Genomic DNA, 18,634 nt, shown 5'->3' on the forward strand with positions numbered 1-18,634 from the left:
GTCATCCAGCGTCCGACGAAAGCGGAAATAAAGCGATGAAAGAGTCGGGGCGTTAAACTCTGTGCTTTCCACCCGAAGGCTCATTCCCCATGCGTCAGTTGATCTTGTGCGTATCCATTGCCGCTGCCCTTGGCGTGATCGCCGTCGGCTGCACTCGCAGTCCGTCGCCCGCGGCTGAAAGCACGGCTAAAACACCGGCAGCCACGCCTGCAGCGGCTGCGAAAGTCATCGACCAGCATTCCTACGCGGAACCGGCCAAGGTGCGCACCACCGACCTGGCCCTGGACCTGGCGATCGACTTCGACAAGAAGCAGCTCAGTGGCACCGCTACCTATGCGCTGGAATGGCTGGACAAGGGTGCGACGCAACTGGTGCTGGATACGCGCGATATCAGCGTGCAGAAAGCCGAAGGCCTGCAGGCGGATGGCACCTGGGCACCATTGGAATTCGCGCTGGCCGGCAAGGATCCGATCCTGGGCAGCAAGCTGTCGATCAATACGTCCATGCGCCCGGCCAAGATCCGCGTGACCTATGCGACCTCGCCCGAAGCCTCCGGCCTGCAGTGGCTGGAGCCATCCATGACCGAGAGCAAGAGCGGTCCCTTCATGTTCAGCCAGTCTCAGCAGATCCATGCGCGTTCCTGGGTGCCGCTGCAGGACACCCCGCAAATTCGTTTTACCTACAGCGCGCATGTCACCGCGCCGACGAATGCGATGGTGCTGATGAGTGCGAACAACGATCCGGCTGCCGTGCGCGATGGCGACTATACGTTCAAGATGCCGCAGAAAATTCCGTCCTACCTGCTGGCGATTGCCGCAGGCGACCTGGTGTTCAAGCCGCTTGGCAAGCGCAGTGGCGTGTGGGCGGAGCCGACCATGGTCGACAAGGCCGCGGCCGAATTCTCCGATACCGAGAAGATGATCGATGCTGCCGAAGCGCTGTACGGGCCGTATCGCTGGGGCCGCTACGACCTGCTGGTGCTGCCGCCGTCGTTCCCGTATGGCGGCATGGAAAACCCGCGCCTGACCTTCGCCACCCCGACCGTGATCGTCGGCGACAAGTCGTTGGTGTCGCTGGTCGCGCATGAACTGGCGCACAGCTGGTCGGGCAACCTGGTGACGTTTGCCACCGATAGCGATTCCTGGCTCAACGAAGGCACTACCACCTACGTGCAGAGCCGCATCACCGAGGCCTTGTATGGCCTGCCGCTGGCGGAGATGGAAGAGGTGATCGACCGCAATGAATTGAAGGCGGAATACAAGACGCTGGATCCGAAGTTGCAGATCCTGGCGTTGAAGCCGGGCGACCTGGCCGATCCCGACAACTCCTCCAGTGCCACGGTCTATACCAAGGGTGCCTGGTTCCTGCAGTTCCTCGAAAGGCGCTTCGGCCGCGAGGTGTTCGATCCGTACCTGCGTGGCTATTTCGACCACTTCGCGTTCCAGAGCATCACCACCCAGCAGTTCGCCGATTATCTGAAGGCAAACCTGCTGGACAAGCATCCTGGCATCGTGAGCGATGCCGAGGTCGAAGCCTGGTTGCACGAGCCGGGCATCCCGAACGGTGCGCCGCAGGTGGAATCGGCCAAGTTCAGCACGGTCAGCGCCGCCCGCATCGCCTGGCTGGGCAGCGGCAACCTGCCGAACCAGGCGATCACCGAAGCCTGGACCACGCAGGAGTGGGTGCACTTCCTGGAAGGCATGCCGGAGACGCTCAAGCCGGAACAACTTGCCCAACTCGATGCCGCTTATGGCTTCACCGGTTCGCCAAATGGCGAGATCGCGATGCGTTGGTATCCACTGGCCGAGCGCAGCGGTTATGCCGCGGCGCGCCCGGACATGGGCAAGTTCCTGGAGCACGTGGGCCGTCGCAAGCTGATCATGCCGACCTACAAGGCATTGGTTGCTTCCACCGACGGACTGGCATTCGCCAAGGACGTGTTCGCGCGGGCCAAGCCGGGCTACCACCCGATCACCACCGGCTCGGTGCAGGCCACGATCGACGGGGCCACCCCGGTCGAGCGCGCACCCGCGCCTGCAGCCAAGGCGGAGAAACCGGCGGAGCCAATGCCGGCACCGTCGAAGACGCGCGATCCTGCCGATCCAACCGCACCTGCGCCGAAGCATTGATCGCGGCGAGCCGGTGAACAGCCGCCGGGTGAAGCGCGGAACACGCATCGCGGCGGTCGGCATGGCCGCCGTGCTTGCCGTCGGCGGCGTGGTGATCGCCAACGATCCGTATCTGTTGGTGCGCGCGCAGTTCCAGCGCGAGCGCGTGCAGGCCGGGTTGGATGTCGCCGAGGTCAGCGCTGCCGGCTATCGTTGGGTGTATGCGTATGCCAACGTCGTGCCTGTCCATGGGCCCGCCAATGCGCCGCCGACTGTCGTGATGCTCCATGGCTTCACCGGCAGCAAGGAGAACTGGTATCCGCTGGCAGCGCGCCTGCGTGGCAAATACCGCTTGCTGGTGCCGGACCTGCCCGGTTGGGGCGAAAGCGAACGCAAGCCGGGCATGGACTATGGCTTCGGCGCGCAGGCGCAGCGCGTGGCGGATTTCATCCAGGTGCTGTCGCCCGGCAAGCCGGTCGTGTTGCTTGGTCATTCGATGGGCGGTGGCATCGCAGCGCTGGTCGCGGCGCGCTACCCACGATTGGTGGCGAAAGTCGGCCTGCTGGATGCCGCTGGCGTGCGTTTCGACGACAACCAGTTCGGGCTGGACGTGCTGGCCGGCAAGAACCCGTTCGCGGTGTCCGATGCTGCATCGCTGCAGCGCTTCATCGACACCGTCTTTTATCGGCAGCAGGCCAAGCCGTGGATCCCTTGGCCCGCATCGAGTGGGTTGATCGCGATGCGCACGCGTGATGCCGCGTTCGAGCAGTCCGTGCTCGACAAGATCGGGCGCGGGCCGGAGCAGTTCGCGCCGGGCGAGGAAGCCGCCAACATCCACCAGCCTGCCTTGCTGCTATGGGGCCGGCAGGATGCGGTGATCGATCCCAGTGCAATGGCCCTGTTCGCGGCGAAGATGCCGCAGGCGCGCCAGGTGCTGGTGAATGATGCTGGCCACATGTCACTGATGGAACAGCCCGCGGCGGTCGCCGACGCCGTGGTTCAATTGATCGATTCGGATTGATCGGAATGGGATGGGCATGATGAAAAGCAATCTTGCGTGCATTGCATGTGTGGCATGCGTTGCAGCTGTGTTGTTGCTGCCCGCATGCAAGCGCGACGATCCGCAGGCAGCGGCCCAGGCCGCTGCCGCGCAGCATGCCGAGAAAGAGCAGGCGGCCGACGCGGCCGTAAAACAGTTCGATGATGCGGTGGCCGCGCAGGATTGGCGGATGGCGCGCAACTACGGTGAGATCCTGCAGGTCGAGCATCCGACCTCAGCCGCCGCCGCGCGGATCAAGCTGAAGCTCGAAGAGATCAAGACCAAGGCCGAAGCCGAACAGCAGCAGCAGCGGCTGACGGCGTTGTGGTCGTATGGCGACGAGCCGGTGAAAAAAGGCGGCCATCAGCTGTCGGCAGCGATCTATTCGCAGGAACCGGTCGCTACCGATGGCGGAGGCGCGCATCCGGTTCGGTTGATCTTCCGTGACCACCCGGACTGGGGCCGCAGCGCTTACCTGGTTCTGCAGGCCGGCGATTTCGATTGCTACAAGGGCTGCAAGCTCAAGGTCACCGTGGATGGCAAGACGCAGACATTGCCCGGCTCACGGCCGAAGACCGACGAGGCCATCGCCATGTTCATCGACGACCACAAGACCTTGTGGAAACTCGTGAAGAGTTCCCAGCACCTGTCGATCGAGTTCCCGACCAAGACCGTCGGCAAGCGCACGGCCGAGTTCGAAGTTGGCGGGCTGGAACCCTCGAAATTGCCGAAGTGGAACTGAGCGATTGAAACAGGGGCCACCTCAGCCCATCGCATACCCGAACTGCTGGCGGAACTGCAGAGAGAATTCGGCGTAGTCGAAGCGCTGGTTCTGGGTGCCGGGATGTTCGACCTTGAGCGCGCCCATCAGGTTGCCCATGCGGCCGATGGTCATCCAGTCGTAGCCTTTCTCGATGCCGAAGATCAGCCCGGCGCGGAACGCGTCGCCGCAGCCGGTGGGATCGGTAATCCGGCGCTCATGCGCGGGCGGCACGTCGTGGATCGTGCCCTCGGCGTGGATGATCGCGCCCTTGGGGCCGCGGGTGGCGATGTAGGCCTTGACCTTGCCGGCGATTTCCGCCTCGCTCCAGCCGGTGCGCTCGACCAGCAGGTTGGACTCGTAGTCGTTGACGGTGACGTAGTCGGCTTGGTCGATGAATGCGCGCAACTCTTCGCCATTGAATAGCGGCATCGCCTGGCCGGGATCGAAGATGAACGGGATGCCGGCCTCGGCGAATTCCTTCGCGTTCTGGATCATGCCGTCGCGCCCGTCCGGGCTGACGATGCCGATGGTCACGCCGGGCACGTCGCGCACGTGGTTCTCGTAACTGCGCATCATCGCGCCAGGGTGGAAGGCGGTGATCTGGTTGTTGTCGAGGTCGGTGGTGATGAAGGCCTGCGGGGTAAATAATTCCTCGATTACCTTGACCTGCGACAGGTTGATTTCCTGTTCCTCGAACCACGCCCGGTACGGGGCAAAATCCTCGCCGACGGTGGCCATCGGGATCGGATCGCCGCCCAGCAGCTTGAGGTTATAGGCGATATTGCCGGCACAGCCGCCGAATTCGCGGCGCATCCGTGGGACCAGGAACGACACATTCAGGATGTGCACCTTGTCAGGCAGGATATGGTTCTTGAACTGGTCGGGGAACACCATGATGGTGTCGTAGGCCAAAGAACCGCAGATAAGGGCAGACATCGTGGCCTCGGGTGGTGGGCAGGCGTGGTCGCACAGGTTAACGGCAGACCCTACGCGCGACCAGCATGGCCGGATTTTCCTTGCCCGCACCCGGGTGCGTTGCTAGGCTAGCGAGTCCCGGCTTAGGCTGCGGTCTGTCCCGCGTGCTCTGTCGCGAGATCCCCCCGCGCGCCCGCGCGTCCATTCACTTTCCGGCAGCCCATAGCGCATGTTCAAGTTCCTCGGCCGCTACTTTTCCAGCGACCTGTCAATCGACCTCGGTACCGCCAACACCCTGATCTACGTCCGCGGCCAAGGCATCGTGCTCAACGAACCTTCGGTAGTCGCGGTACGCCAGGATCGTGGCGGCGGCGCGCGTTCGGTGGCCGCAGTCGGCAGCGAAGCCAAGCAGATGCTCGGCCGCACACCCGGCCACATCACCACGATCCGGCCGATGAAGGATGGCGTGATCGCCGACTTCACCTACACCGAGGAAATGCTCAAGCACTTCATCCGCAAGGTGCACAAGTCGCGCTTCCTGCGCCCCAGCCCGCGCGTGCTGGTGTGCGTGCCGGCTGGCAGCACCCAGGTCGAGCGCCGCGCGATCAAGGAATCGGCCGAGGAAGCAGGCGCGCGCGAGGTCTACCTGATCGAGGAACCGATGGCCGCCGCAATCGGCGCAGGCATGCCGGTGACCGAAGCGCGCGGCTCGATGGTGGTCGACATCGGCGGCGGTACGACTGAAGTCGCGGTGATCGCGCTCAATGGCATCGTTTACTCGCAGTCGGTGCGCATCGGCGGCGATCGTTTCGATGAATCCATCATTGCCTTCGTGCGCCGCCACCACGGCATGCTGATCGGTGAGTCCACCGCCGAGCGGATCAAGCTGGAGCTCGGCAACGGCTACCCGCAGGCGCAGGTGCGCGAGATGGAAATCTCCGGGCGCCATCTTGCCGAGGGCGTGCCCAAGATCATCACCATCAACTCCAACGAAGTCCTGGAAGCGCTGCGCGAGCCGCTGGCCGGGATTGTGGCAGCGATCCGGTTGGCGCTGGAGCAGACCCCACCGGAACTGTGCGCGGACGTGGCCGAACGCGGCATCGTGCTGACCGGTGGTGGTGCCCTGCTGCGCGATTTCGACCGTTTGATCAGCGAGGAAACCGGCCTGCACGTGCAGGTGGCGGACGATCCGCTGACCTGCGTGGCGCGTGGTGGCGGACGTGCGCTGGAGTTGATCGATATGCATGGCAACGAGTTCTTCACGCCCGAGTAGTCTGTTCAGAGACGGACCATTCATGGCCCGCTTCGAAGCCGCGCAACGAAAAGTGTGATTTTCGTTGCGCTCCGCAAACGGTGGAGCCGTTTGCGTTGGCCTCTCCATGGCCCAAACTGTCGCTCAGATCATTCCCACACTCAACGCAACGGTTCCCTGACGTGCCGACCTACGCCGGTTCCTCCGCAACCCGCCCCGGCGAAGTCGCCGGCGTGCTGCGGCTGCTGGCGTTCCTGGTGCTCTCGGTGGTGTTGATGGTGCTGGATCACCGCGGCAGCTGGCTGCAGGCGGCACGCGCGCAGGCCGAAGTCGCGGTGCAGCCGCTGTGGTGGCTGGCCAGCCTGCCCTCGCGGGTGGGCACTGGTCTGCGCGAGGACGCGGTCACCCGCAACCAGCTGTCGCGCGATAACCGGGTCTTGCGCAATGCATTGCTGGTAAGCGGTGCGCGCAATGCGCGGTTGCAGGCATCGGCTGCGGAGAACGCGCGCCTGCGCGGACTGCTGGCCAGCGCCGAGCGCGGCCGGCTGGACGTGCAACTGGCGTCGATCCTGGACATCGACCTGGATCCGACCCGCCAGCGGCTGGTACTGGATGCCGGCAGCGCTTCCGGGGTCAGCGTCGGCCAGGTGGTGATCGATGCCGGCGGACTGATGGGCCAGGTCATCGCGGTCACTCCGACCACTGCCAACGTCTTGTTGATCACCGACCCCGACCACGTGGTGCCGGCGGTGGTGGCGCGCAGCGGCGTTCGCCTGATGGTGTATGGCAGCGGGCGTAGCGACGTCCTGCTTGCCACCGATATCCCGCTATCGGCCGACGTGCGTGCCGGTGATGTGTTGCTGACTTCGGGCCTGGGCGCGCGCTTCCCGGCGGGTTTCGCGATCGGCACGCTGGGTGCATTGCAGCCGGACGACAGCCGCGCATTCCTGCAAGGTGACGTGAAGCCGGCCGCGCAACTCGATCGTGGGCGCGACGTGCTGCTGCTGCGCGGTTACAAGCCGACGCCGGCGAACAACCCGATCTTGGAGCCCCGGCCATGAGCCGCGCCCGCCGCAATGGCTGGGTGCTGCCGGTCAGCCTGCTGTTGGCCCTGCTGCTGGGGTTGGTGCCGTTGCCGGCCAGCATGCAGCCGATGCGTCCGTATTGGCTGGCCTTGGTATTGGCCTATTGGGTGCTGGAGGAGCCGGAGCGGATTGGTCTTGGCGTGGCCTTCGTGCTGGGCCTGGCCGCGGACCTGGCGTTCGGTGGGTTGATTGGCGAACAGGCCATGCGCCTGGTGATCCTTACCTTCATCCTCGACCGTTTCCGTCCGCGGATGCGGTTTTTTCCGCTTTCGCAACAGGCATTGGCGATCGGGGGGCTGCTGCTGAACGATCGTGTGGTCGGCCTGGTGATCCACCTGGTGCTGGGTGCGGTGCAGCTGCCATGGACATACTGGGTCGCGCCGTTGATGGGCATGCTGCTATGGGCGCCGCTGTACCTGGTGCTCGATGCGCTGCGCCTGAACCGTCGTGCTTGAGCGATGCTGCGTCGCGACCGCCAACTGAAGAACCATGCGGCCGAAGCGAATCTGTTCCGGCGCCGCGCGCTGGTGGGGTTCGTGGTGGTAGTGCTGGCGCTTGGCGGGCTTGGCGCTTGGTATTTCCGCCTGCAGGTGCTGCAGCATGCCGAATACGCGATGCGCTCCGAGGCCAACCGCCTGCGTCTGGTGCCGGTGGTGCCGGCACGTGGACTGATCCTGGATCGCAAGGGCCGCATCCTGGCCGACAACGTGGCCGAATGGCGGCTTGATGCGGTGCCCGAGCGGGCAGGAAATGGCGAGGCCCTGCTGGCGAAACTGCAGCCCTTGCTTGGCCTGGACGAGGAACAGCGCACGCGTTTCCTGCGCGAGTACAAGGAGAGCCGGCCGTTCAAGGCGGTGGCGATCAAGCTGCATCTCAGCGACGAGGAGGCCGCGCGCTTCGCGGTTGATCGCTGGCGTTACCCCGGGGTGGAACTGGTTCCGTATTCGGGTCGGGTTTATCCGTACGGGGCCTTGTTCGCGCACATAGTCGGCTATGTCGGCCGTATCGATGAAAATGACCTGGCCGAGTTGGGGACTGCCGGTAGCGCCTATACGCATACCGGTAAAACCGGGCTGGAGCGCTATTACGACGAGCAATTGCGCGGCAAGCCCGGCTATCGCCGGCTGGAAACCAATGTGAACGGCCGCACCGTGCGCACCCTGGATACCGTGCCGGCCACACCCGGCACCGATCTGCGGTTGTCGATCAACGTCGACCTGCAGCAGGCGATGGTCGATGCGTTCGGCGAACTGGAAGGCGCCGGGGTCGCGGAGGATCCACGCACTGGCGAGATCCTGGCGATGGTCAGCTTGCCCAGCTTCGATACCAACCTGTTCGTCAACGGCATCAGCCATGCCGACTACAAGGCGCTCAACGACAACCCCTCGCGTCCGCAATTCAACCGGGTGGTGCTGGGCGGGGTGGCACCGGGCTCCACGATCAAGCCGCTCATTGCGCTTGCAGGGCTCGACAGCGGTGTACGCAGGGCCGAGGACAAGATCCTGTCCACCGGCATGTTCTACGTCGGTGGGCAAAGCCGCGGTTATGGCGATTCGCATCGTGGCGGCCACGGCTGGACCGACCTGCGCAAGTCGATCACACAGTCGGTCAACACCTACTACTACAAGCTTGCGCTGGACATGGGGATCAAGCGCTTCGACGAGTACATGGCGCGCTATGGCTTCGGCAAGCCAACCGGCGTGGACCTGTCGGGTGAGATCGGCGGAATCCTGCCTTCGCCGGAATGGAAGGCGAAGAACGCGCCCAAGCAGGGCCGCTGGTATCCCGGCGACACCGTGATTTCCGCCATCGGCCAGGGCTTCTGGAAGGTGACGCCACTGCAGCTCACCCAGGCCACCGCCGCGTTGAGCGATGGCTGGTTGCGGCGGCCGCACGTGGTCAAGGACATGCGTGCCGGGTTCGATGCCGGCTGGACCCCGATGCCGCTGGCCCCGCCGACCCGGATCAGCGACAGCCCCGAGCACCTGCAGGCCGTGCGCGAAGGCATGATCGGCACCGTGCATGGCGCCGGCACCGCCACCAATATCCGCCCCGGCCTGACCTACCTGATCGCCGGCAAGACCGGCACTGCGCAGGTGGTCAGCCGACGTGGCAATGCCGCGATCAATCCGCGCAGCCTGCCGATGAACCTGCGCCATCGCGGCCTGTTCATGGCCTATGCGCCGGCCAACGCCCCGACCATTGCGATGTCGGTAGCGATCGAAGGGGGCGGCTACGGCGCATCCAGCGCCGCGCCGGTGGTGCGCAAGGTGTTCGATGCCTGGCTGATCGGCAAGATGCCGGAACGCATTTTGCCCGCCACGCCCGCGACATCTACAACCGCGACATCAACAGATGCGGCATCGACCACGGCATCGGCAAGCGAGCCTTCGACTGCGGGACAGCCGCCCACGCGCCCGGATTTCAGCAATGTGCGTGGCAACCCTGACGCCGTGCCCGCTCCTGCCATGCCCGTGAAGGGCACGTCCACAACGCCCGGACCCGCGCGTTGAACATCATCCTGCGCTGGCTGCTCGACCTGCTGCTGCGTTTCGTGCGCAGCCTGGATCCATGGTTGCTGCTGGCATTGCTGGCGCTGATGGCGGTCGGCCTGGCGACGCAGTACAGCGCGAGCAACGAATCGGTGCGGATGGTGACCACCCAGGGGGTGTATTTCTGCGTCGGCCTGAGTGCGCTGTGGCTGGCATCGCGGCTGCCGGCGCATATCCTCAAGCAATTCACGCCCATCGCCTACGTGGCGTCCTTGCTGCCGCTGGTGCTGGTGCTGTTCATCGGCAAGGGCAAGTACGGCAATCACTGGATCAACCTGGGCTTCTTCAATTTCCAGCCTTCCGAGCTGGCCAAGCTGACCCTGCCGATGATGCTGGCGTGGCGCCTGGACCGGCAGCGCCTGCCGCTGCGCCTGCGTGGATTGCCGGCCGCGCTGCTGATCATTGCCTTGCCGGTGGGCCTGATCCTGCTCCAGCGCGACTTCGGCACCGCCATGCTGGTGCTGGCCAGCGGCGTGTTCGTGCTGTTCCTGGCTGGGTTGTCGTGGCGTTGGTTCATCGCCGCCGCAGGTGCAGTCGCGGCGGTCGCGCCGGTGGCCTGGTTCTGGTTGCTGCGGCAATACCAGAAGGACCGCATCCTGACCTTCCTCAACCCCGAGAACGACCCGATGGGCGCCGGCTGGAACATCATCCAGAGCAAGATCGCGATCGGCGGCGGCGGCCTGACCGGCAAGGGCTGGGGGCAGGGCACACAATCACACCTGGACTACCTGCCCGAGCACACCACTGACTTCATCTTCTCGGTGTTGTCGGAGGATTTCGGCTGGATCGGGGTGATCGTGGTGCTTGCGCTGTACCTGTTCGTGGTTGGCCGCTGCCTGTGGATCGCGGCGGGATCGCGCGATGGCTATGCGCGCCTGTTGGTCGGCAGCCTGGGGCTGTCGCTGTTCGTCTACGTGCTGGTCAATGGCGGCATGGTCTCCGGCCTGCTGCCGGTAGTGGGTGTGCCGATGCCGCTGCTGAGCTATGGCGGCACCGCGCCGGTGACCCTGCTGCTGGGCTTTGGCGTGGTGATGGCGTTGAAGGGGCGCCGGCAGTTGCACCGCTGAGCGGCGCGGCAACCTGAATCGCCGGTTGCGATCGGCATTCGGCTGCGTGATAACCTCGCGCCGATGATCCGACGTGCCCTGCCTTGCCTCGCCGCGCTCGCGCTTGCCGCTTGCGCCGTGCCGCCACCCCCGACGATGCCTTCGCCGCCGCCGGCACCAACTCCAGTCCCTGCACCGCCGCCGCCTGCGCCTGCGCTGCATATCCGCGACTTCAGCCTGGCGCGTGCCGAGTTCATCCGCAGCACCGCGAAACGTTACGGCATCCCGGAAGCCAGCATCGAGGCCACCCTGGCCAAGGCCAGCATCCGCGACAGCATCATCAACGCGATGTCGCGGCCTGCCGAAGCCAAGCCGTGGGCGGACTACCGGCCGATCTTCATCCAGCCAAAGCGGATCGACGGTGGCCGGGTGTTCCTGGCCGAACATCGCGACGAGCTCAAGCGCGCCGAGGCAAAGTACGGCGTGCCGGCGGAAATCATCACCGCGATCATTGGCGTGGAAACCAGCTACGGCGGCAACAAGGGCAGCTATCCGGTCATCGATGCGCTGTACACGCTGGCGTTCGCCTATCCGCGCACCGACGACCCGGCCAAGCTGGCCCGCGAGAACCAGCGCGAAGCGTTCTTCCGCGATGAGCTGGCGCAGTTGTTCGCGCTGGGCAAGACCGAAGGTTTCGACATCAGCACGCTCAAGGGCAGCTATGCCGGGGCGATGGGCTGGGGCCAGTTCATGCCATCGAGTTATCGCGGCTACGCGCTCGACGGCGACGGCGACGGCAAGCGCGACCTGTTCAACGACCTCGACGATGTATTCGCCTCGGTCGCCAACTACTTCGTCAAGAAAGGTGGCTGGCAGCCTGGCGGCCCGGTGATGCAGCGTGCCGTGCGCGATGCCAGTGCGGCCGATTTCAACGCCGACAAGATCGAGCTCGACCAGACCCTGGCCTCGTTGGCAAAGCTGGGCTACAGCCCGGCAAATCCTGCGCTGTCGCCGAAAGATTCCGCCGCCGCGACCTTGATCACTCTGGACGGCGCCAGCGGCCCGGAATACTGGATCATCTACAACAACTTCAAGGCGATCACCAAGTACAACTCGTCGCGCCTGTACGCGACGGCGGTGTATCAGCTCGCCCAAGCCATCGCCGGGCGCGACCCGGATCCGACCTGATGGCAGACCGGCGCCTGCTTGTCGCATTGTTGCCGCTTGCGCTGGTGGCCTGCGCCACCACCGGCACCGCATCGAAGGACAAGTCGCCCCCGTCTGCGAAGCATGTCGTCGTGCAACCTGCGCCATCGCAAAAATCTGGGACAAAGCCGAAGGCATCGCCCTACGCACCGGCCACCGAAGACCTGTCCAAGCGCGGCAATTACGTCGCTGGTGGCCTGTACCTGCCGGGCGTATCCGATACCGTGCCCGACGAAATCCCCGACGTCGATGCAATCCCCGAGCCCGAAGTGCGTGACGAGCCGCGTTCGCGCGCCGGCAACCGCGACTACAGCGTGCTCGGCAAGCGCTACAGAGTGCTGGATGATCCCGAGGGCTATGTCGAAACTGGCCTGGCGTCGTATTACGGCAAGAAGTTCCATGGTCGCCGCACCTCAAGCCAGGAGGTGTACGACATGTACGCCTTCACTGCCGCGCACAAGACCCTGCCGCTGCCCAGCTTTGCGCGGGTCACCAACCTCGACAACGGCAAATCGATTGTGGTGCGCATCAACGACCGCGGCCCGTTTCATCCCGGCCGGGTGATCGACCTGAGCTACGCCGCTGCGGTCAAGCTGGGCTATCGCGACAACGGCACTGCGCGGGTCGAAGTGCGTGCACTGACCCAGGCTGATGTCGACACGAGCTTGGCGAGCCAGCAATCGCCGGCCGAGGCCAGTGCGATGGACCACTTGGTGGACCGCCTGCCAGAAGTATTGGCCGATGCAGGCCCGGCCGCGACAGCACCGATCAAGCCGGCCGAGGCTGAAGGTAACAACAAGCAATACCGCTTCGACATGCGCCAGGACGGGCGGGTGATGCAGGCGGAGGAATTCGATGCATGGATGAAGTCGCGGCGGGTTCGGGTCGCCACCGGCAAGCCCGGCATCCCCGATCCGGTCTCGGCGCCAGTGCAGGTTGCTGAGGCCACGCCCTTGCAGGTGGAGCCGGCCAGGCAGCTTGCCGCGCCCACACCGCCGTCTCCGATCACCGCTGCTGCGCTGGTGGCGGCCACTGCGCCAGCCAACGCAAGCCTTGGTGACAGCGTGGTGCTGCAGGTCGCCAGTTTTTCCAACGCCCAGAACGCCCAGCACGCGCTTGCGCTGTTGCAGGGCGCGGCCATAGGCAACGCGCAACTGCTGGATGCCGACGTGAACGGAAAGACGATCTGGCGCCTGCGGGTTGGCCCGGTCGCCGCGGCTACGGCGCCGGAACTTGCGGCGCGGGTTGTAGGTCTAGGTTTTGGGCAGCCGCAGCGTGTCCGCGATTGACGCTCTATTCAAACGATGTGCTGCGCTTGCCGGGCTCGGGCGCGTGCGGTGCTCCCCTGCCCGCGCGTGGCGCGGGCGCTTGCTCGCGCGGCTCGCATGCGAGCCAAGCAGCGCTCGACTCGCCCTCATTGACCACTGTGTCAACTCCGGTTCCTGTGCGCCGACCGCACCCGATCCAGCTTCGCTCGCGACGGTTCAATCGTCGATTTCATTGAGTTTTAATGGGTTTCAACTGGCGGCCCGAATAGAATGATTCGCCATGTTTCTTGCGTCGCGCCATTGCGCGACGCTCAGGAGTTCTGTTGATGCGTTCGCGTTTGCTGCTTGTTGTTGCCCTGGCCACCGCCGGCCTTGCCTTCGCCCAGACCCCCGCGCCTGGCTCGGTCCCGAAGCCCGACGCGCTCAGCGACAACCTGCCGATTCCGGACGCGCCTGCACCGGCTTCGTCGAAGGCGTGGATCCTGATGGATTACGCCACCGGCCAGGTCCTGGCGGGCGAGAACTACGATACCCAGCTTGAGCCAGCCAGCATCACCAAGGTCATGACCAGTTATGTCATTGCCGCGGAAATGGCCTCGGGCAAGATCAAGCGCACCGACCAGGTGATGATGAGCGAGCACGCTTGGCGCGAAGGCGGTGCCGGCACCGAGGGCAGCTACAGCGGCTTCCCGGTGAACAAGACCGCACCCCTGATCGAGATGGAAAAAGGCATGGTGGTGCAGTCCGGCAACGATGCCGCGATTGCGTTGGCCGAACACGTGGCGGGCAGCGAAGCCGCGTTCGGCCAGCTGATGAACGCCTATGCCAAGCGCATCGGCATGAAGCAGTCGCACTTCGTCAATCCGCACGGCCTGCCGGCCGAGGGTCACCTGACCACCGCCCACGACCTGGCGCGGCTGGGCCAGGCGTTGATACGCGATTATCCGGAAGCCTATAGCTACAACAAGATCAAGGAACTGACGGTCGGTCCGATCACCCAGCCCAACCGCAATCTGCTGCTGTGGCGCGATCCGTCGGTGGACGGGATCAAGACCGGGCATACCTCCAGCGCCGGCTACTGTTTGATGGCCTCGGCCAAGCGCGGCGACCAGCGCCTGATCAGCGTGGTGATGGGCGACACCAGCGAGAACCAGCGTGCGGTGGATTCGCAGGCATTGCTCAACTGGGGTTTCCGATTCTACGAGACCCATGCGCTGTACACCGCCAACAAGTCGTTGGCGACGCCGAAGGTGTGGAAAGGTGCCGACAACAGCGTCGCGGTCGGGGTCGCACAACCGCTGCTGGTCAGCACCCCGCGCGGCAAGTACGACCACCTGAAGGCGACCATGGACCTGCCAAAATCGCTGGTGGCGCCGATTGCAAAGGGCCAGAAGCTGGGCATGGTGAAGGTCACCCTGGATGGCAAGTTGATCGCGCAATCGCCGCTGGTGGCGCTCAAAGCGGTGGAGGAAGGCGGCTTCTTCAAGCGCCTGTGGCATGAACTGCTGATGTGGTGGCAATCGGTCTGAGGGTTCCTGCCGCGAATTGAGTTTGCGGCGCCCGACCCCATAACGGCGTCATGGACATGACATCAGACAATCCAGCGCACGGGTTCCAGTTCCCCGGCATTTTTGAGCTCTCCGCAATGGGCGAAGCCGAGCGTCATTTGGAGCAAGCGTTGCCACAGGCATTGATGGATGCCGGCATCGACGTCGTCAGTGAACAGATCAACTGGAAACATTCCTCGACCGGCAAGTACGTTTCGGTGCGGATCGGGTTCCGTGCCGAAAGCCGCGAGGACTATGACCGCGCCCATGTGGCCCTGCGTGCACACCCCGACGTGAAGTGGACGATCTGAGCCGCGCCATCGTCCGCGACCTCGGCCGCCAGCCGTATGAACCGGTGTGGCGGGCGATGCAGCGTTTCACCGACACGCGCGACGCCGACACACCGGATGAGCTCTGGCTGGTGGAACACGAACCCGTGTTCACCCTCGGCCAGGCCGGCAAGCCCGAACATGTACTGATGCCGGGGGACATTCCCGTCATCCATGTCGACCGCGGTGGCCAGGTGACCTACCACGGGCCTGGCCAGATCGTGGCCTATCCATTGCTGGACCTGCGCCGGTTGAAGATCGGCGTGCGCGATTACGTCTGCAAGATCGAACAGGCGATCATCGATACCCTGGCCGACTGGAACATCGAGGCCGTGCGTCGTGATGGTGCGCCGGGCGTGTACGTCAGTGGTGCCAAGATCGCCGCGCTCGGCATCCGCGTGCGCCGCGGCTGCACGTTCCACGGTTTGGCCTTCAACATCGCAATGAGCACGGAACCATTCCTGCGCATCAATCCCTGTGGCTATGAAGGACTGCAGGTGGTGGCGATGGCGGATCTTGGTGGGCCATCCGCGCTGGACGATGTCAAACCGGTGCTGGTCCAGCACCTGGGGGCGCAGTTTGGGATCGGCTTACATGTTGATGCCGCCCTGCCGGCGCAGCTGGCGGACGATTAGAACATCTCGAATTTCTGCCGCTTCATCAGGGTGGAAGTGTTCGCTAGCTTGGGGTTTTTGCTTGCGATGCTGAGAATTATCTTGTAGCTCGCTAACGCTTCTACTGGATTCATCCCTGGGTGAGTCTTCGAAAAGTGCCCAGCAAGTAAATCCGCCCGAGTGTCGCCGAGCGTTGCGGCAAACGCATACCCTGCAAGCACGCCCGCCCTGCCATCGGAGACCGGTTTATTCATGTGCTCTGCGGCCCAAACGTAGCCAGCAAATGGCGAGCCATCGGAGAGCACATCTTCACGAAATGCAGCTAGTTCCTTATATTTTGCATACTCATCTTGTGCGGAAGCAGCCATTTTGCTCCCGCTGTTAGCTGGGGCTTGATACTCGCGGGCAAGCAGCATGGCTTTTGCTTTGAAGCCTCCTTGTTTTGCCAGCATGTGCAGCTCAGCGGTTGGCATGCGGGCTGCCATCAGGATATCGTCTGGCAACGGGTATCCGTTTTTAGCTAACCAAGTAAGTTGTTCTTGATTCTTGAAGGAGAATGCATTGTCGAACACGTGCATGCCTTTCAATCCCGTGCTCCCAAACCCAGCGTAAAAAGTCCGGATGATCGTTTGCTCCTCTTGTGAATAGTTGGACAGGAGTAACTGATCGTTTTCGGATTTTGGGATACGGGTATTGCTACCAAATCGATACTTCGATGGTAAATCTGTGGGGTTCGCAGGGACTTCCTGCATATCGCTAAGCCTATATTCTTTTGGGATCGATTTATCGCCAAGGGCGTCCGTTTCAGCATACTTCGTATCTTGTGTGGGCAGTTCACTCCACTGTCTTGCCAAAAGCATGGCCCCAGCGGTTACAAATATCATGAGCGTGATTATCGCGATTCTCTGGTTCATTATGATCGGCATCCACTATCGTCCATCTCGGCCGACCATACTGCGCACTTATAGTCTTGAGATGAGTTATTATAAGCATCTCCGCCGCGGGAGTCGACAGCGTAGTGATAAAGCTCTGCTATTGAGGTGCATGAAGAGTTACTACTTAGGGCGCAAGTACTCATCATATTGTTGAGAAATTGAGCGTCACATGTTCCTTTGCCCAAGAGTGATCAATAACACAAGTCATGTGTGTTGCATGCCGATTGGAAGTTTACTCCATTCGCTGGCTGGTCTAAACCTGTTCCGCCAGTCACTGGATAGCCTTGCGATACGATAAAATTCATAGCATTCGATCCGAGGCTGCCATCACCGCAACCGTTTGGTTGCCAGCTCGGATCACTAAGCGGAGTCGAAGGGATATTGTTCGAACTGCAGACTGAAGGCTTCTGCGCATAAAGATTTGTACAGAACTGGTTATGATCGACAGTAGACGGCACATCTGGAAGGTAGTCGACTTCGAGAGGAAACAATGGGGGCATGAGCTGAAAAAGCATATCTGCGCATTGATATCCGTAGCAGATAACATCTCTGCCAATGTTGCTCGCCACCGCAACCACTCGAGGCAGGTTGGTGGGTTCTTTCGCGTTCGCTGCAGCGATTAGACCCGTCAATGCAGCGACGATTGTGATTCTTCCAAACAGCTTAGAACGATTCATGAGCCCTCCCCGGCTCCAGGTGGGATCCCGACCATAGCCCCCCCCCCCCAGGGACTTGTCAACTATCATTTAATAGCGCCCGTCAATGCGTGGGATAATCCCTACATGAACAGTACCCCACGCAGCATTCCCCTGGCTGTCGTCGCTGACACGCCCACCTCGCTCGAACCCGGCGCGCGTCAGGTTGCCGGCGACAAGATCGCGCGCTCGCCGGTGGCCTTCGTGGACGCGCCGGTACTGCGCAAGCCGTCTTGGATCCGGGTGCGGATTCCGTCCGGCAACGCCGTCGCCAAGTTGAAGGCCAAGCTCCGCGAGAACCGCCTGGTGACCGTGTGCGAGGACGCCAGCTGTCCCAACATCCATGAGTGTTTCAGCCACGGCACCGCGACCTTCATGATCCTCGGTGATGTCTGCACGCGGCGCTGTTCTTTTTGCGATGTTGCCCACGGCCGGCCGAAGCCCGCCGATGCCGACGAGCCATTGCGGTTGGCGCACACCGTCGCCGACATGGGCCTGAAGTATGTTGTGATCACCAGCGTGGATCGTGACGACCTGCGCGACGGCGGCGCCCAGCATTTCGTCGATTGCATCCGCGAAACCCGCGCGGCCGCGCCCGGCATTCGCATCGAGATCCTGACCCCCGACTTCCGCGGCAAGGGCCGCATGGAACGCGCGCTGGAGATCCTCAGCGCATCGCCGCCGGACGTGTTCAACCACAACATCGAAACCGTGCCCGACCTGTACCGCAACGTGCGTCCTGGCGCGGACTACCAGTGGTCGCTGACCCTGCTTCAGAAGTTCAAGGCGCAGCATCCAGGGATCCTGACCAAGTCCGGAATCATGCTGGGACTGGGCGAAACCATGGAACAGGTGCAGGCCACCCTGCGCGACCTGCGTGCGCACGATGTGGAAATGATCACCATCGGCCAATACCTGCAGCCGAGCGCCCACCACCACCCGGTATTGCGCTACTGGACCCCTGAGGAATTCAAGGCGTTGGAGGACTACGGCATGGCGCTGGGCTTCTCACACGTAGCCTCGGGCCCGATGGTGCGCAGCTCCTACCACGCAGACCAGCAGGCGGCCGGCGTCGTCTGAAAGTTCTACCCGCTTGCCCAACGATCTGGCTACCCGATGCTAGGCGCACAGCCTAGCCAGCTGCACGGTATCCGTTCACATCCCTGCACACGGTGGCGCTAGAGTGGTCGCAAGCGTGACGTGTCGTACCGAATACCGAACTTCCGGCACTGTCGCGCAGTCACAACCTTGACCCATCCTGAGCATACGGCTCTCCCACG

Annotated in this window: 16 protein-coding genes and 1 pseudogene; 14 read left to right on the plus strand and 3 right to left on the minus strand. The window is 63.3% G+C overall.

The features are described from left to right. Window positions 1-89 precede the first annotated feature (89 nt). The 3 genes from PSV05_RS12835 (at window position 90) to PSV05_RS12845 (ending at window position 3,889) form a co-directional block, all read left to right on the plus strand. Window positions 90-2,129: a M1 family metallopeptidase gene (locus tag PSV05_RS12835; RefSeq protein ID WP_300065816.1), complete on the plus strand. Its 2,040-nt coding sequence runs from the start codon at window positions 90-92 to the stop codon at window positions 2,127-2,129. Window positions 2,130-2,142: 13 nt separating this feature from the next. Further along, a complete protein-coding gene (locus PSV05_RS12840) occupies window positions 2,143-3,129 on the plus strand; it encodes an alpha/beta hydrolase (RefSeq protein WP_300065817.1) in 987 nt (328 codons plus the stop codon). 73 nt (window positions 3,130-3,202) lie between these two features. Next, window positions 3,203-3,889, plus strand: coding sequence for a hypothetical protein (locus PSV05_RS12845; protein WP_300065819.1), 687 nt, complete (start codon window positions 3,203-3,205; stop codon window positions 3,887-3,889). Between the two features lie 21 nt (window positions 3,890-3,910). Here PSV05_RS12845 and PSV05_RS12850 read toward each other — a convergent pair whose 3' ends face one another. Continuing rightward, window positions 3,911-4,846, minus strand: a complete 936-nt coding sequence (locus tag PSV05_RS12850; RefSeq protein ID WP_300065821.1) for a carbohydrate kinase family protein — start codon at window positions 4,844-4,846, stop codon at window positions 3,911-3,913. Between the two features lie 208 nt (window positions 4,847-5,054). Between PSV05_RS12850 and PSV05_RS12855 the strand changes: the two genes are divergently transcribed. The 10 genes and pseudogenes from PSV05_RS12855 (at window position 5,055) to lipB (ending at window position 15,745) form a co-directional block, all read left to right on the plus strand. Further along, on the plus strand, window positions 5,055-6,098 hold the full coding sequence (locus PSV05_RS12855) for a rod shape-determining protein (RefSeq protein ID WP_300065823.1): 1,044 nt from the start codon (window positions 5,055-5,057) through the stop codon (window positions 6,096-6,098). Window positions 6,099-6,259: 161 nt separating this feature from the next. Continuing rightward, window positions 6,260-7,099: pseudogene (gene mreC, locus PSV05_RS12860) on the plus strand (rod shape-determining protein MreC); the annotation flags it as partial. A gap of 35 nt (window positions 7,100-7,134) precedes the next feature. Further along, window positions 7,135-7,617, plus strand: coding sequence for a rod shape-determining protein MreD (mreD, locus tag PSV05_RS12865; protein ID WP_300065825.1), 483 nt, complete (start codon window positions 7,135-7,137; stop codon window positions 7,615-7,617). A 3-nt stretch (window positions 7,618-7,620) separates the two neighbouring features. Further along, window positions 7,621-9,675 (plus strand): penicillin-binding protein 2, encoded by a 2,055-nt coding sequence (gene mrdA, locus PSV05_RS12870; RefSeq protein WP_345782260.1) that lies wholly within the window; start codon window positions 7,621-7,623, stop codon window positions 9,673-9,675. Continuing rightward, on the plus strand, window positions 9,672-10,781 hold the full coding sequence (gene rodA / locus PSV05_RS12875) for a rod shape-determining protein RodA (RefSeq protein ID WP_300065827.1): 1,110 nt from the start codon (window positions 9,672-9,674) through the stop codon (window positions 10,779-10,781). The genes mrdA and rodA overlap by 4 nt, the downstream gene beginning before the upstream one ends. Before the next feature lie 63 nt (window positions 10,782-10,844). After that, on the plus strand, window positions 10,845-11,948 hold the full coding sequence (gene mltB, locus PSV05_RS12880; protein WP_300065829.1) for a lytic murein transglycosylase B: 1,104 nt from the start codon (window positions 10,845-10,847) through the stop codon (window positions 11,946-11,948). Then, on the plus strand, window positions 11,948-13,255 hold the full coding sequence (locus PSV05_RS12885; protein WP_300065831.1) for a septal ring lytic transglycosylase RlpA family protein: 1,308 nt from the start codon (window positions 11,948-11,950) through the stop codon (window positions 13,253-13,255). Before mltB ends, PSV05_RS12885 begins: the two co-directional genes overlap by 1 nt. Before the next feature lie 305 nt (window positions 13,256-13,560). Beyond that, window positions 13,561-14,763, plus strand: coding sequence for a D-alanyl-D-alanine carboxypeptidase family protein (locus tag PSV05_RS12890; RefSeq protein ID WP_300065833.1), 1,203 nt, complete (start codon window positions 13,561-13,563; stop codon window positions 14,761-14,763). 50 nt (window positions 14,764-14,813) lie between these two features. Next, window positions 14,814-15,092 carry a DUF493 family protein gene (locus PSV05_RS12895; RefSeq protein ID WP_300065835.1) on the plus strand — a complete coding sequence of 93 codons (279 nt, stop codon included), beginning with the start codon at window positions 14,814-14,816 and terminating at the stop codon, window positions 15,090-15,092. After that, a complete protein-coding gene (lipB, locus tag PSV05_RS12900; protein WP_300065837.1) occupies window positions 15,080-15,745 on the plus strand; it encodes a lipoyl(octanoyl) transferase LipB in 666 nt (221 codons plus the stop codon). Before PSV05_RS12895 ends, lipB begins: the two co-directional genes overlap by 13 nt. On the opposite strand, the gene PSV05_RS12905 is transcribed toward lipB, so the two are convergent. Both PSV05_RS12905 and PSV05_RS12910 read right to left on the minus strand, forming a co-directional pair. Then, window positions 15,742-16,638, minus strand: coding sequence for a hypothetical protein (locus PSV05_RS12905; protein WP_300065839.1), 897 nt, complete (start codon window positions 16,636-16,638; stop codon window positions 15,742-15,744). The genes lipB and PSV05_RS12905 overlap by 4 nt on opposite strands. Before the next feature lie 212 nt (window positions 16,639-16,850). Next, window positions 16,851-17,336, minus strand: coding sequence for a hypothetical protein (locus tag PSV05_RS12910; RefSeq protein WP_300065841.1), 486 nt, complete (start codon window positions 17,334-17,336; stop codon window positions 16,851-16,853). Window positions 17,337-17,441: 105 nt separating this feature from the next. On the opposite strand from PSV05_RS12910, the gene lipA reads away from it, so the two are divergent. Next, window positions 17,442-18,434 carry a lipoyl synthase gene (lipA, locus tag PSV05_RS12915; protein WP_300065843.1) on the plus strand — a complete coding sequence of 331 codons (993 nt, stop codon included), beginning with the start codon at window positions 17,442-17,444 and terminating at the stop codon, window positions 18,432-18,434. The last annotated feature ends 200 nt before the right edge of the window (window positions 18,435-18,634 follow it).

The sequence above is a fragment of the Thermomonas sp. genome, assembly GCF_029945965.1.
Lineage (GTDB): Bacteria > Pseudomonadota > Gammaproteobacteria > Xanthomonadales > Xanthomonadaceae > Thermomonas.

What these genes read in the sequence shown, in the direction of transcription:
- PSV05_RS12855 (WP_300065823.1), top strand. Translation starts at nt 5,055, where the DNA reads ATGTTCAAGTTCCTCGGCCGCTACTTTTCCAGCGACCTGTCAATCGAC.
- mrdA (WP_345782260.1), top strand. Translation starts at nt 7,621, where the DNA reads ATGCTGCGTCGCGACCGCCAACTGAAGAACCATGCGGCCGAAGCGAAT.
- mreD (WP_300065825.1), top strand. Translation starts at nt 7,135, where the DNA reads ATGAGCCGCGCCCGCCGCAATGGCTGGGTGCTGCCGGTCAGCCTGCTG.
- PSV05_RS12890 (WP_300065833.1), top strand. Translation starts at nt 13,561, where the DNA reads ATGCGTTCGCGTTTGCTGCTTGTTGTTGCCCTGGCCACCGCCGGCCTT.
- PSV05_RS12835 (WP_300065816.1), top strand. Translation starts at nt 90, where the DNA reads ATGCGTCAGTTGATCTTGTGCGTATCCATTGCCGCTGCCCTTGGCGTG.
- PSV05_RS12895 (WP_300065835.1), top strand. Translation starts at nt 14,814, where the DNA reads ATGGACATGACATCAGACAATCCAGCGCACGGGTTCCAGTTCCCCGGC.
- PSV05_RS12885 (WP_300065831.1), top strand. Translation starts at nt 11,948, where the DNA reads ATGGCAGACCGGCGCCTGCTTGTCGCATTGTTGCCGCTTGCGCTGGTG.
- lipA (WP_300065843.1), top strand. Translation starts at nt 17,442, where the DNA reads ATGAACAGTACCCCACGCAGCATTCCCCTGGCTGTCGTCGCTGACACG.
- PSV05_RS12850 (WP_300065821.1), bottom strand. Translation starts at nt 4,846, where the DNA reads ATGTCTGCCCTTATCTGCGGTTCTTTGGCCTACGACACCATCATGGTG.
- PSV05_RS12905 (WP_300065839.1), bottom strand. Translation starts at nt 16,638, where the DNA reads ATGAACCAGAGAATCGCGATAATCACGCTCATGATATTTGTAACCGCT.
- PSV05_RS12910 (WP_300065841.1), bottom strand. Translation starts at nt 17,336, where the DNA reads ATGAATCGTTCTAAGCTGTTTGGAAGAATCACAATCGTCGCTGCATTG.
- mltB (WP_300065829.1), top strand. Translation starts at nt 10,845, where the DNA reads ATGATCCGACGTGCCCTGCCTTGCCTCGCCGCGCTCGCGCTTGCCGCT.